Annotated in this window: 12 protein-coding genes; 4 read left to right on the forward strand and 8 right to left on the reverse strand. The window is 60.2% G+C overall.

The window, feature by feature from the left end; genetic code table 11:
- Positions 1-343: hypothetical protein (locus ABD837_RS21720; RefSeq protein ID WP_345058802.1), on the forward strand; the 343-nt coding region annotated here is incomplete at its 5' end.
- Between the two features lie 205 nt (positions 344-548).
- Here ABD837_RS21720 and ABD837_RS21725 read toward each other — a convergent pair.
- The 8 genes from ABD837_RS21725 to ABD837_RS21760 all read right to left on the reverse strand — a co-directional run bounded on the left by ABD837_RS21725 (position 549) and on the right by ABD837_RS21760 (position 8,139).
- Positions 549-854 carry a hypothetical protein gene (locus tag ABD837_RS21725; protein ID WP_345058805.1) on the reverse strand — a complete coding sequence of 102 codons (306 nt, stop codon included), beginning with the start codon at positions 852-854 and terminating at the stop codon, positions 549-551.
- A gap of 64 nt (positions 855-918) precedes the next feature.
- Positions 919-1,749 (reverse strand): ATP-binding cassette domain-containing protein, encoded by an 831-nt coding sequence (locus ABD837_RS21730; protein ID WP_345058807.1) that lies wholly within the window; start codon positions 1,747-1,749, stop codon positions 919-921.
- Positions 1,750-1,909: 160 nt separating this feature from the next.
- Positions 1,910-2,686, reverse strand: coding sequence for an ABC transporter permease (locus tag ABD837_RS21735; protein WP_345058809.1), 777 nt, complete (start codon positions 2,684-2,686; stop codon positions 1,910-1,912).
- 175 nt (positions 2,687-2,861) lie between these two features.
- Positions 2,862-4,640, reverse strand: a complete 1,779-nt coding sequence (locus ABD837_RS21740; protein WP_345058812.1) for an OmpA family protein — start codon at positions 4,638-4,640, stop codon at positions 2,862-2,864.
- Between the two features lie 98 nt (positions 4,641-4,738).
- A complete protein-coding gene (locus tag ABD837_RS21745) occupies positions 4,739-4,912 on the reverse strand; it encodes a hypothetical protein (RefSeq protein WP_345058814.1) in 174 nt (57 codons plus the stop codon).
- A complete protein-coding gene (locus ABD837_RS21750) occupies positions 4,905-5,897 on the reverse strand; it encodes a PspA/IM30 family protein (RefSeq protein WP_345058815.1) in 993 nt (330 codons plus the stop codon). The genes ABD837_RS21745 and ABD837_RS21750 overlap by 8 nt, the downstream gene beginning before the upstream one ends.
- Before the next feature lie 22 nt (positions 5,898-5,919).
- A complete protein-coding gene (locus ABD837_RS21755; protein WP_345058817.1) occupies positions 5,920-6,597 on the reverse strand; it encodes a hypothetical protein in 678 nt (225 codons plus the stop codon).
- Positions 6,598-6,960: 363 nt separating this feature from the next.
- Entirely contained in the window at positions 6,961-8,139 is a 1,179-nt protein-coding gene (locus ABD837_RS21760; RefSeq protein WP_345058819.1) for a LacI family DNA-binding transcriptional regulator, read from the reverse strand.
- Between the two features lie 323 nt (positions 8,140-8,462).
- Between ABD837_RS21760 and uxuA the strand changes: the two genes are divergently transcribed.
- The 3 genes from uxuA to ABD837_RS21775 are packed head-to-tail and all read left to right on the forward strand — an operon-like array spanning position 8,463 to position 12,699.
- Complete coding sequence (gene uxuA / locus ABD837_RS21765; protein WP_345058821.1) at positions 8,463-9,704, forward strand: mannonate dehydratase; 1,242 nt, start codon at positions 8,463-8,465, stop codon at positions 9,702-9,704.
- Between the two features lie 25 nt (positions 9,705-9,729).
- Positions 9,730-11,850 (forward strand): alpha-glucuronidase family glycosyl hydrolase, encoded by a 2,121-nt coding sequence (locus tag ABD837_RS21770; RefSeq protein ID WP_345058823.1) that lies wholly within the window; start codon positions 9,730-9,732, stop codon positions 11,848-11,850.
- An 18-nt stretch (positions 11,851-11,868) separates the two neighbouring features.
- Positions 11,869-12,699, forward strand: coding sequence for an SDR family NAD(P)-dependent oxidoreductase (locus ABD837_RS21775; RefSeq protein WP_345058825.1), 831 nt, complete (start codon positions 11,869-11,871; stop codon positions 12,697-12,699).
- Positions 12,700-12,739 lie beyond the last annotated feature (40 nt).

Here is a 12,739-nt window from a genome sequence, read left to right on the forward strand (position 1 = left end):
TTTATTTGCGCGGACTCAAAGCCATGCACTACACTTTGACCAAACTGGCTGCGTAACATCAGTTATTAGGTCGATTTCGGAAGTGAAAGCGCTTGCACATCATAAATCTCACTTCTCAATTCGCAAGGATAGACTGAATCACAGTCATATTCGAAGCATTGGAATCTCATTTTCAAACAAGCTTGCAATTCCTTGCTGGTCACATATTACATCATTTATGGTGCCTGACGCGCCAATTGTAGCCATTCAGAACATCATCAATCGCAAGAGTAAAAATCTGCAAGGCTATTTGACCGGATGTGATGAAGTGTGGTTGCTAATGCTTGAAACAGGGAGCCCATAATCTTATTATGATGGATTCGAAAAGCTAGAAAACCACACTTTTAGTAGCGGTTTTACTCGAACTTTAATTGGGCGAGTTCCAAATGGGGAGCTGGTCGTACTGCAAACTTATTTGCATTAGGGTACCTAAGTTACTCGGCTATTATCAAGTGGGATAATTGCGATTTGTCTTTAGAGATTTTTATCCATTGCAGATTAGCGCTTAATTATTTTGATACCTCAAATTCGAATTCCTTGTGCCGTTTTCCCTGCTCTATTCGAATACGTGCTAGTTCTTGAGTAGCGGTTGCCCAATAAACTCCAGCATAAAAGTATCGGTACTTGCCAGCCTCAATACTTTCGAAAGGTTGAAAGGATAACAGCTTCTTCAGTTGCATAAACTCTCTTTCATTCATGCCGAGTTTGACGAGTATATCTTCACTATCCAAGGTGATTCTGACTTTACAACCATGGAAGCCATTCTCTCTTAATGCATCGAGAATTTGCACCATCCCTTCGTTTGTTTCTCTCATTGCTGTTTTGATTTGAGCCAGATATTCGGATAAATCTACTGCAGCTAATAGTTTCAGTTGATGCCTAACTCCCCCGGATCTCCTGCTTGATATGCTCCACGAACTGGGCGAATTCGGGTTCAGCTTCGACGTTTTCGTGCCAGGCGAGGCCCATTTCGGCCAGGTTGTATTGGTGCTGGGGGCTGATGGTGGCGCCCGGCACGAGGGCCCCGGCCGCGTCGTGCTCGTAGCCGAGCAGCCAGAGGCGGTCGGCCAGGGCGGTGGTAGTCACGATGTCGTGCGAGACGATGATGACGGTGTTCAGCTCGTCCATGGTGGTGACTTCGACGATGATTTTCTTCACTTCATCAATCATGGCCACGTCGAGGCCGGAGAAGGGCTCATCGAGCAGGATGAGGTGGTCGGAGCAGAGCAGCTGCTGGGCGATGGCTGCCCGCTGGCGCTGCCCGCCCGAGAGCAAGGCCGGGTACTTGCGCCGGTGCGGGGCCAGGCCGAAGCGTTCGAGGTAGGTGTCGACGTGCTGGCGGGCGTCGGCGGGGGCGTGCTTGCGCTGGGCGGCCACCAGCAGGTTGTCGTGCAGGGTGCGGTGGTCGAAGAGGGGGTAGCGCTGCTGCACGAAGCCCACGAGGCCGGGCTCCACGGGCTGCTGGGCGAGGCCAACTTCCACGGTGCCGGTGCTGGGGGCGATGAGGCCCGCCATGATGCGGCACAGCACCGACTTGCCGATGCCCGAGCGGCCGTAGAAGCCCACGACCTGTCCCTGGCTCATGTTGGGCCGCGTCACGTCGAGGACCTGGGCGTTGATGTCGCGCAGGACTTTTTCTCCGTTGAAGGAGATGGAGACGTTGTTGAGGGTGAGGATGGGGTCGCGGTAGGCGTAGGTGTGGGCGGTCATGGGTTTCGTGCGCTCGTCGACCCCACCCCCCGGCCCCCTCCCCGGTGGGGAGGGGGAGCCGAGGCGGCGTAGGTCGGGTTGGGCCTTTTTTTAGTTTCGAATGATTGAAGTTTTCGCCGTGACACCCCCTCCCCACCGGGGAGGGGGCCGGGGGGTGGGGTTAGACCGTCGCGCCCAGCGCCGAGTAGGGGAAAAACACCCGCCGCAGCAGAACAAACACGTAGTCCTGCGCAGCACCGGTAGCCAGAATCACCAGTTGAATAGCCAGCACTCCATCGAGGTGCAGGTAGCGGTTCTGCTTGTAGAGGAGCAGGCCGATACCGCCTTCCGATTGGTAGAGGGTTTCGACGAGCGTAATCATGGTCCAGATGATGGCAAAGTTCTGGCGCACGACTTCGAGCATCTCGTCGAGCTTGCCCAGTACCACGACTTCGTAGAAGCTGCGCCACTCGCTCATGCCCAGGGTGCGGGCGTGGTCCATTTCCTCTTGGGTGGTGGTCAGGATTACGCTCGTCATGCCCGTCACCAGGTACACCGTAGCCCCGAAGATGAGCACTGAGAGCTTGACCTGGTGGCCCGAGTTGAGCATCAGGGCCATGAAGAAGGTCAGGCCCGTGAGGGTGAGGTAGCGCATCTTGCTGGCCGCGTAGGCGATGGGCCGAAAGAAGGGCAGTGCCGTGAGGTAGGATATCACCAGCGCCAGTACCGTGGCCACGGCCAGCGCCTCAATGGCCGTAGTCATGCTGGCCCACAGCTCCTGTATCAGGCCCTGCGTGGTGATGAGGTCGCCGAGCGAGCGGATGACTTCGCCCAGGCTGGGGAAGAGTTGCATGGGGTAAAACAGCCACAATAGTAGCAACAGGGCCACTTGTCCTACTGCCATCGTGGTGAACACGAGGCGGGCCGGCTGGGCGTTGGGGGCGAAAAGGGATTTCATTTTTAAATAGAGAAAATCAGAACGTCATGCTCATCTGGCGTCCGCGTAGTCGAAGCATCTCGCGTGCATTGCTAATTCAATCGTTGCAAAGGGATTGATTACTTCCACACGCGAGATGCTTCGGCTGCGCGGACGCCAGATGAGCATGACGTTCTTTTTCGCTTTCTACTACTGGTTAATTCCCTAGCACTACCTCCACGCGGCGGTTTTTGGCTTTGCCATCCGGCGTTCCGTTGCTGGCGACTGGCTCGGAGGCACCGTGGGCGTACACCTGCACGCGGCCGTCGGGGAAGGCGCTGCGGCTTTTGGCTTCCAGCCAGTGCTGCACGGCCATGGCCCGGTCTTCCGAGAGCTGCTGGTTTTTGCCAGGGTCGCCGGCGTTGTCGGTGTGGCCGTGCACGGCCACTTTCAGGCGGCCAGCCACCACGAGGTCGTTGAAGAGCTGGTTCAGGTCACGCTCGGCAGCGGGGGTGAAGCTGCTCTGGCCCGAGTTGAAGGCGATGTTCCAGGCGCGCTTGCTCACGCTCTGGCGGATTTCCTCACCAGCGGCAAACTGCTGGGTTTCGGCCGGCGCCACGGCTTTGCCTTTGTATTGCTGCTGCAGTTTCTTTAGGGGCGTCAGGTCCAGCATTTCGGTGAGGGGCACGTAACTGGGCAGTTCCTTGGGGTAGAGCTTGCTCTGCACGTCGCCGAAAGTTTTGTACACGGCCGCGTAAATGTTGGTACCGCCTTCGTCGAGGCCAAACAGGCTCAGGTTGTCGCTGAAGTTGAAGGCTTTGCTGCCCCCCAGCTCCACCACGTCGCCGTTACGGTCGGCCTCGCTCACGCCTTTGTAATACTTCAGCCAGTAGGCGCCGGGCTTGTCCTGGTCGCCATACACAGTGGCCGAGATGTCGGCAGCGCGGGTCAGGGCTTCGGGGTGGCTTTTCACCTGGTCGCCGGCTACGGCGAAGGCCGTCATCAGACCCAGCACTTCTTTGGGGTGAGCATCGTACCAGCGCTTGGTGGTCACCATGATGTTGGGCATCTGGTTCGAGTAGTCTTTCGTGCTCACGATGTTGACAAGGCCGCCGCGCTGCTTGGCGATGTTCACGTCGCCGGGCGTCCAGGTGGCCACGGCGTCGGCCACCACGTCGATTTTTACGCCGGTGTTCTTGCCGTTTACCACTTTGGTGCGGGCTTCCGGCTTGCCGAGGATATACTTCTCGGCAGCTACGAGGAAGTCGCTGGCCGACATGAAGTTCACGGCTTCGGGGTCGTAGGTGGTTTCGTCGGGGTTCACCTTCAGGCCGTTGTCGGCGCACCACTTCAGGGCGATGTTCTGGTCGCCGTCGCGCAGGTAGCAAGCCACGGTTTTGCCCAAGGCCAGTTTGGGGTTATCCAGCCATTCTTTCGGGCCCATCAGCTTGTCTTCGCCGAAGGATTTGCCCACCGAGTAGGGAATAACCTGCAGCTGCGTGCCGGCCTTCTTCAGCTCATTCTGCACGGCCGAGAAGCCGGGCAGGCCGTCGCCCATGATGCTCACAATCAGGCCCGGCGTTTCGGGCTTGTTTTGCAGGTCGAGGGCGTTTTTGACTAGGTCAGCCTGCATCTTGCTCACGTCGTCCTGGCGCACAATCTGCATATCCAGGCCGTTGGCTGCTGCCACCGAGCCCATTGTAGAGCGGGGGCCACCGTTGGCCAGCATGCCAGCCATCTGGCTGTTCCAGGCCATCACCTCCCAGGTGATGGGCGTGCCCTTGTCGGCCGGGGCAGTGCCGGGCAGCTGCGCCAGCGGCACCACGATATTGGCCCGATTACCGCCGGTGGCCGTGGGCAGCTCAATCGAGTTCAGCAGCACCGATTGCGTTTCAGCCTTTTTAAAGACGGCCCCGCTGGAAACCAGCTTGTTGATGCCGAAGTACAGGACGGCCACCAGAATGAGGCCGATTAAAAATTTACCGCGAGTGGTCATGGTTTTGGTTGGTTATAGCGCGGTCGTACCCGGAGGGACATTTCGACCGCGCCCGCGCCACGAGGCGCGTGTTGTGTTTAGAATGGAATGGGGGAAGCTTAGCGGCTGGCGCTCTGGTGCGTGTGGGCCAGGAGCGGAGCGGCTGGTTTGCTGGGGGCCCGCTGCCAGGCAACGGGCCGGGCCACGTGAGCCTGTGGAGCCTGGGCCGACGATTCGCGGACTACAAAGTCCACGCTACCGAGGCAGGCGCAGGCCAGCAAAAAGCTAGTCAAGCAGGCTAGAATAGGCATCATCGGAGGCTTTTTTGGTAGTGGAAATACTCTGGGGTTGCTGCGGCTTTTCGTTCAGCACGGCGTTGAAATCGCCTTTCTGATACTTCTCCAGCAGGCGCTGGCCCTTCTCGCTCATCACGCCGTTCTGGATGTCCATCTCTTTCACGAACTCCTGCGAGTAGCGCATGGCCTGCTTAATCTGGCCGAGCTGCTGGGCCATGTCCTGGGCCACGCGGTCGGTGGCCAGATCAAAGAAGTACTTCTTGTCGGGGTCGCCGCGCAGGATGTTCATCGCCGCGCGCATGCCCGAGCTGGTGCGCTTCACCAGGGCGTACTCGTCTTTCAAGAGGCCAACTTTGAACTTGCTGCCGTCAATCTGGCGCAGAGCTGCCTTCAGAATCTGGCGCATCACCACCGTCACGTTGGCTGTCGTCGTGGCCATTGGCTGCAGGCGCTGGTTATAATCCAGAATCTGGGCAGCGCGGGAGGCGTAGCTCTCGGCCATGTCTTTTTCGCCCTGGCGGGTGGCGGCGTCGGCCAGGCCCAGGTACTCCTGCATCTGGGCGGAGTTGGCAGCCAGCTTGCGCTTCACCAGCTCGTGCGCGCCTTCAATGTTGGTGACTTCGGCGTCCATTTTCCGCGCTTCCTTTTCGGTGTTGCGGATGTAGTCTTCCATGATGCCGATGGGGTCGGTGTTCACGAAAATGCCGGCCGCCGTGCGCAGAATGCGCTGCCCGGCATACCACAGCCCGGCGTGAATGCGCTTGTTCGTGGCCAGCAGAAACAGCACGAACAGCACGCCCAGGCCAATGCCCAGCTTCACGGTGTCGAACACCATATCGACCAGGAAGGGCAGAATCACGCCCCAGTAGTACACGGCCGCACCGGCCAGGCCCACCATCAGCACGCGGCCGGCCATTTTCTCCGGCTGTTGCCACTTGGGCAGCTCGGACGAATCAGAATTTAAAGAAGGGAGCGTATTCATAGGAGTAAGGGTTTGGAAATGGTTAGCGGGAAGGGGTTGATGTCAGGAAGGATAGTGTAGCCTGGCGGTGGGCCTGGAGCTCGGCCGCCGCTGCAGCGTGGGCCAGCTCGTAAGAGGCCAGCGCGGCCTGGGTTTTCTGGCGTTCGGCCTGCGCCTGCTGCCGCGTATCGGTCAGTTGCAGGTTTTTGGCGGCGAGCTGCTCGGTGAGGGCGGCTACTTCGCTTTGCAGCTGGCTTTCCTGCTTCTGCAGCTGCGTCAGCGGGCTGGGCGGGCCTGGCGGGTTGGCGCTTTCGCCCAGCTTTTCGCGGTGGCGCTGCTGTACCCGGGCCCGGTCGTCGGTAAGCTTCTGGCTGAGCGTGTCGGCTGAGGCCAGCAGCGTAGGCAGGTCGGTGTTGGTGAGAGCGGCGAAGGCGTTGAAGGCCGTTTGGTAGAGCAGCGGGCCGCTGAGGCCGCTGCCGCCCATGCTGTTCACCATTTTGGTGTAGGTGCCGAAATCCTTGCCGTCGCTGGCCAGCAGGCTGGCGATGTGGTCGCGGTGGCGCTGCTCGGCCTGGGTTGACTGCGGGCCAGCGCTGGCTATAAGCAGCGGAGCAGGAGCCGGCGCAACGAACGGGACCGGCGCGGTCGCTTTGGAGGGCGCGCCGTCTTCTTCAACGAAGAAGCCTTTGGCGGCTTTGGTGAGGTTTTCGAGAATGGCCATGGCAGCAGGTGTTTGGTGACTGCCACTCAATGCCAATACCAGTGCCGATTCAATGATATTTCAATCGAAAATATATTGGTAACTGACAATTAGATGGTTAACGAAAAATCCCCGCTACGCAATTCGCGCAGCGGGGATAAATTTTTTCAAAATGGAAAGGCTATTTTTTCAAATCAATAACAGAAATGGGCTTCCAGCTACCTCTGCGCCTAGAGGGTTTACAAGGTTCTTGTGCGATGTAGAGGGCGGGGTCGTACCCTATAGGGCTTCCCCCCGCCCGTCGTTGAAGGGAGTCGTAGGCTTGGCGCGAACGTCCGGGCGGGGGCGAGCCCCGCCCCTACAATAACCGACTTCGAAACTGCTCTAGATACTCAGCCGAAACAATTCGCCCTGGCCTTTCAGCGAGGACTGCCGGATAATGAGGTCGCCGGCAATGACGAAGGTGCGGGGTTGGAACTGCTCCTTCTGCTCCACCTGTTCCAGAAAAAGGCGGGCGGCCTGCTGGCCGATGCGGTAGGGGTGCAAGTCGACGGTGGTAAGGCCGGGCTCAATCATGGCCGCCATAAACTCATCACCAAAACCCACCACGGCCACATCCTGCGGCACGCGAATGCGGCGCTTTTTCAGGGCCACCAGTAGGTCAAAGGCATTGGTGTAGTTGATGGCGAAAATGGCATCGGGCGGCTGCGGCAGGGCCAGCCAGGCGTCGAGGGCCGCTTCGGCCTCCTCCGTCTGAAACCCAATGTGCACCTCATACTCTGGGCGCAGCGGCAACTCGTAGTGGCGCAGGGCACTCTGGTAGCCAGCCAGGCGGTTGCGGCTGATGAGCAGCGACTCGGGCCCGGCCAGAATAGCTATGCGCCGTGCCCCCTGCTGAATAAGGTGCTCGGTTACCTTGAAAGCGCCATTCCAGTCGTCGAGAATGACTTTGGCGCTGTCCACTTCGTTGCTCACGCGGTCGAAATGCACCACCGGAATGCCCCGGCAGGCCCCCGGCTTCACGTGGTCGAAGTTCTCGGTTTCCCGCGAGTGGCAGATGAGCAGGCCGTCGACTTGGCTGGCCACCAGCGCCTGCACGTTGCTCACCTCCGTGCGGTACGACTCCTTTGACTGGCAAATCATCACCCGGTAGCCCGCCTCAGTGGCTACCGACTGAATACCGCTCACCACCGTCGCAAAAAACGGCCGCTCAATGTCTGGTATCAGCACGCCTACCGTGTGGGTTTCGCGGCTTTTCAGACTTTGGGCTAGCAGGTTGGGCTGGTAGTCGAGCTGGCGCGCGGCATCGAGAATGGCCTGGCGGGTGACGGGGCTGATGTCGGTGTGCCCGTTCAAGGCCCGCGATACGGTGGATGAAGCTACACCCACCGCTTTCGCTACATCGCCGATAGTCGTCTGGGCCCGGCGGCGGGGCTGCGTGGGGCCGGTTTTTTCTTCGGTGAAGTGGTAGTCGCAGGTCTTGCAGAGGTAGCGCTGGCGGCCACGCACAAAGCCGGCTCTCAGGACGGCATCGGGCAGTTTGCACTTCGGGCAGGCAATCATCTGAAATAGGATTTAGTTAATAGGAGCCAGTGGGTTTTGGCTACTATACGGCGCCAAGGTGAGTACTTACTCAAATGTAATAAAGAAAAATATTTTTGGCTAATAGATAGATAAAATTTTCTATCGGCAACGTTTCCGGAAACGTTGCCGATAGTTTTTATTTGATTTTGTTGAATTTGAGCAGATTTTGGGTGTCGCAAGCGTTTGTCTTTCTATCTATCTTCGAAAAGAAGTTAACCAGATAGCTTCCCAGGGTATTTTGAATGAACTGCTGCCGGGGTCGCCGGATGTCGATTTGAAAATTGGACTTTTGTTGATAAACCATGTTGCATACCATGCGTTGGTTCGGGCCGCACGACCCGGTTTCTCTCTCCGATATCCGGCAAGCTGGCTGCACGGGCGTGGTAACCGCTCTGCACCAGCTGCCGGTGGGAGAGGAGTGGCCGGTTGCCGACATTCGGGCCCGCCAGCAACTGGTAGAAGCTGACAATGCTGCCCATACGTCCCTGCACTGGGCCGTGGCGGAAAGCCTGCCGGTGCACGAGTCCATTAAAAAGGGCCTGCCCGCGCGCGATACTTACATAGCCAACTACCAGGCTTCGCTGCGCAACCTGGCGGCCTGCGGCATCCGCACGGTGTGCTACAACTTCATGCCGGTGCTGGATTGGTCGCGCACCAACGTGCGCTACGAAATGCCTGACGGCTCGCGCGCCCTGCGCTTTGTGTGGCAGGACTTCGCGGTGTTCGACCTGTGCATTCTAAAGCGCACCGGCGCGCTGGCCGACTATGAGCCCGCCGTGGCTGAGGCCGCCCGCCAGCAGTTTGCCGCCATAAGCGCGGCCGAAATCGCCGACCTCACCAACACCGTGTTGCTGGGTTTGCCGGGTTCGGAAGAAGCGTTTGAGTTGGCCAGCTTCCAGCAATTGCTTGATGAGTACGCCGACATTGACGCGGCCGCGCTGCGCGCCAACCTGCACTACTTCATTCAGCAGGTAGCTCCGGTGGCGCAGGAAGTGGGGGTAAACCTCTGCATTCACCCCGACGACCCGCCCTATCCGCTGCTGGGCCTGCCCCGGGTGATGAGCACGGCTAATGACGTTGCGGCGCTGTTTGCTGCCTGCGACGTGCCAGCCAACGGCCTCACATTCTGCACGGGCTCGCTGGGCGTGCGGGCTGATAATGACCTGCCGGCCATGGTCCGGCAATTTGGGCCCCGCATCCATTTCATTCACCTACGGGCTACCAAGCGCGAGGAGAACCCACGCAACTTCCACGAAGCCGACCACCTGGCCGGCGACGTGGACATGTACGCCGTGGTGAGCGAGCTGGTGCTGGAAGAGCAACGCCGCGCCGAGCAAGGTGCGCTCGACAGCGCCATTCCCATGCGCCCCGACCACGGCCACCAGATGCTCGACGACCTGAAGAAGGAAACTTACCCCGGCTACTCCGCCATTGGCCGCCTGCGTGGGCTGGCCGAGCTGCGCGGCCTGGAATACGGCATCCGCCGCAGCTTGGCCGCTGCCGGGCCAACAATAGCTGCGCCTGCTGCCCGCATCACCTACTAACTAGCCTCCTCTCCAAATCCCACCCATGTTGCTCCGGACTTTGCTGCTTTTGCTGGTACTCGCCGCTGCCGCGCCCCTTTGCCGGGCCGACGACGGATATCGGCTGTGGCTGAAGTACGACCAGCTGGGCGACTCCCCGCAACGGACGCAGTACCGCGCCGCCGCGCAGTTTATTGCCGCTACAGGCAACGCTGAGGTGCTTAAAACGGCCGCTGCCGAGCTGCAGCGTGGCTTGCAGGGACTGTTGGGCCAGCCGGTGCCGGTGGTAGCCAGTGCGGCGGGTGATACCCGGCGCGGCATTGTACTTGCCATAGTCCCTGCTGCAAAGGTTTTCGGTAGCCCGGCCAGTCTGGAAGGTTACCGCATTTCGACCCAAGGCCGTAACCTGACTGTGATGGGTAGGAGTGGGGCCGGGGTGCTCTATGGCGTGTATGCGCTCCTGCGCCAGCTGCAAACGAGCCAGCCGATTGCCGGCCTCAACCTGAGCAGCAGTCCGCGCATTCAGTACCGTTTGCTCAATCATTGGGATAACCCGAACGGCACCGTGGAGCGCGGCTACGCGGGCTCCAGCATCTGGAAATGGTACGAGCTCCCGCAGCGCCTCGACCCGCGCTACACCGACTACGCCCGCGCCAACGCCTCGATTGGCCTCAATGGCGTGGCCATCAACAACGTGAATGCCAGCGCCCGCTACCTCACACCCGAGTATCTGCAGAAAGTGAAAGCGCTGGCGGGAGTGTTCCGTCCTTATGGAATCAGGGTGTATCTGTCGGTGTTCTGGGCCGCGCCCAAGGTAATTGGCGGCCTGAAAACGGCCGACCCGCTCGACCCGCAGGTGAAGCAGTGGTGGGCAGCCAAAAGTGAGGAGATTTACAACGCTATTCCCGATTTCGGCGGCTTTCTGGTGAAGGCCAACTCGGAGGGGGAGCCCGGCCCGCAGGACTACGGCCGTACCCACGCCGACGGGGCCAACATGCTGGCTGCGGCCCTGGGCACGCACGACGGCATCGTGATGTGGCGCGCCTTCGTGTACAAGGCTGGCAGCTCCGACCGGTTTAAGCAGGCCTACGAAGACTTTAAGCCGCTTGATGGGCAGTTTGCGCCTAAGGTGCTGGTGCAGGTGAAAAACGGACCGATTGATTTTCAGTCCCGCGAGCCCTTCCATCCACTATTTGGGGCCATGCCCAAAACCCCGCTGGTGCTGGAGGTGCAGCTCACGCAGGAGTACCTGGGCTTTGCCTCGCACCTGGTGTATGTGGCTCCCCTCATCAAGGAGTGCCTCGATGCCGACACGCAAACCAAAGGTCCCGGCTCGACGGCGACCAAAGTGGTGGACGGCAGCCTCGACCAGCACCGCATCAGCGGCATCGCGGGCGTGGCCAACATCGGCACCGACCGCAACTGGACCGGCCACCCCGTGGGCCAGGCGAACTGGTACGCCTTCGGCCGCTTGGCCTGGGACTACACCCTAACTTCGGCCGCCATTGCGGCGGAGTGGACGAAAATGACGCTTACCCGTGAGCCCCAGGCCGTGGCGACCATTGTGGATGTGATGGCCAAATCGCGCGACATCTACGTGCGCTACACCACGCCGCTGGGCCTGCACCACATCATGGGCCAGAGCATTCACTACGGCCCCGAGCCCTGGCTGGCCGAGGCCGGCCGCCCCGACTGGACGGCCGTGTACTACCACAAAGCTGACTCGCTGGGCCTGGGTTTCGACCGCACCGCTGCCGGCTCCAACGCGCTGGCGCTGTACGCACCGGGCGTGCAAAAGCAGTGGGGCGATGCCAAAACCTGCCCGCTAAACTACCTGCTCTGGTTCCACCACGTGGGTTGGAAGCAGCCGCTTTCCACCGGCCGCACGCTCTGGAACGAGTTGGTGACGCGCTACTACACCGGCACCGACTCGGTGGCCTGGATGCAGCGGCGCTGGGCCACCGTGAAGCCTCAGGTAGATGCGGCCCTTTTTGCCGACGTGGCGGCCCGCCTGCAAATCCAGCAGCGCGAGGCCCGGTGGTGGCGCGATGCCTGCGTGCTCTACTTCCAGACCTTTTCGAAGCAGCCCATTCCAGCGCCCTTTGTGCCGCCCACCCGCACGCTGGCCGAAGTGAAAAGCCTGGTCGACCTCTATCAACTCAAATAATTCATTTTCTATGCCGCTATGGATAACTACATACACACCAACGGATTGACCAAGCACGCTCCCGGCGTGGTAACCGAGGCGCAGCAGCGCCACGCCGACGTGTTTTCGCTCGATGGCCAGCTGGCGCTCGTGACGGGCGGCGGCACCGGTATTGGGCTCGAAATTGCCCGTTGTATGGCGCAGGCCGGGGCCACGGTGGTTATTACGGGGCGGCGCGAGGCGGTGCTGCGCGAGGCCGCCGAAGAACTTGGCGAGTCGGTAGAATACCTCGTGAACGATGTGACGGACCTGGGCTCAATTGATGGGCTGGTGGCGCAGGTGGAGGCCACGTATGGCCCACTCGATATTCTGGTGAACAACGCTGGCATTAACCTCAAGAAGCCCGCGCTGGAAGTAACCGATGAGGAATTCAGCCGCATTCTGCACACCAACCTGCACTCGGTTTTTGCCCTCACGCGGGCCTGCGCCGCCCGCATGGTGGCCCGCCGTAAGGGTGTTATCCTCATGATTTCGTCGATGGCCGCCTACTACGGCATCGACCGCGTGGTCGCCTACGCGGCCTCCAAATCGGCCGTGGAGGGCATGGTGAAGGTGCTGGCCTCGGAGTTTTCGGCCCACGGCGTGCGGGTGAATGCCATCGCGCCGGGCTTCATTGAAACCGATATGAGCCGCACGGCCATGAACTCGGACCCCGAGCGCCGCGACCGTGCCATGCGCCGCACGCCCATGGGCAGGTTCGGCCAGCCCGCCGACATCGGCCACGCGGCCGTGTTCCTGGCCTCCGAGGCTGCCCGCTACGTCACCGGCGTGTCGCTGCCCGTGGATGGTGGCAACTCTATTGGCTTTTAAATCAACGGTTAATGGTTAATGGTCAACGGTTAATTGCTGG

This window comes from Hymenobacter glaciei, from assembly GCF_039539585.1.
Classification (GTDB): domain Bacteria; phylum Bacteroidota; class Bacteroidia; order Cytophagales; family Hymenobacteraceae; genus Hymenobacter; species Hymenobacter glaciei.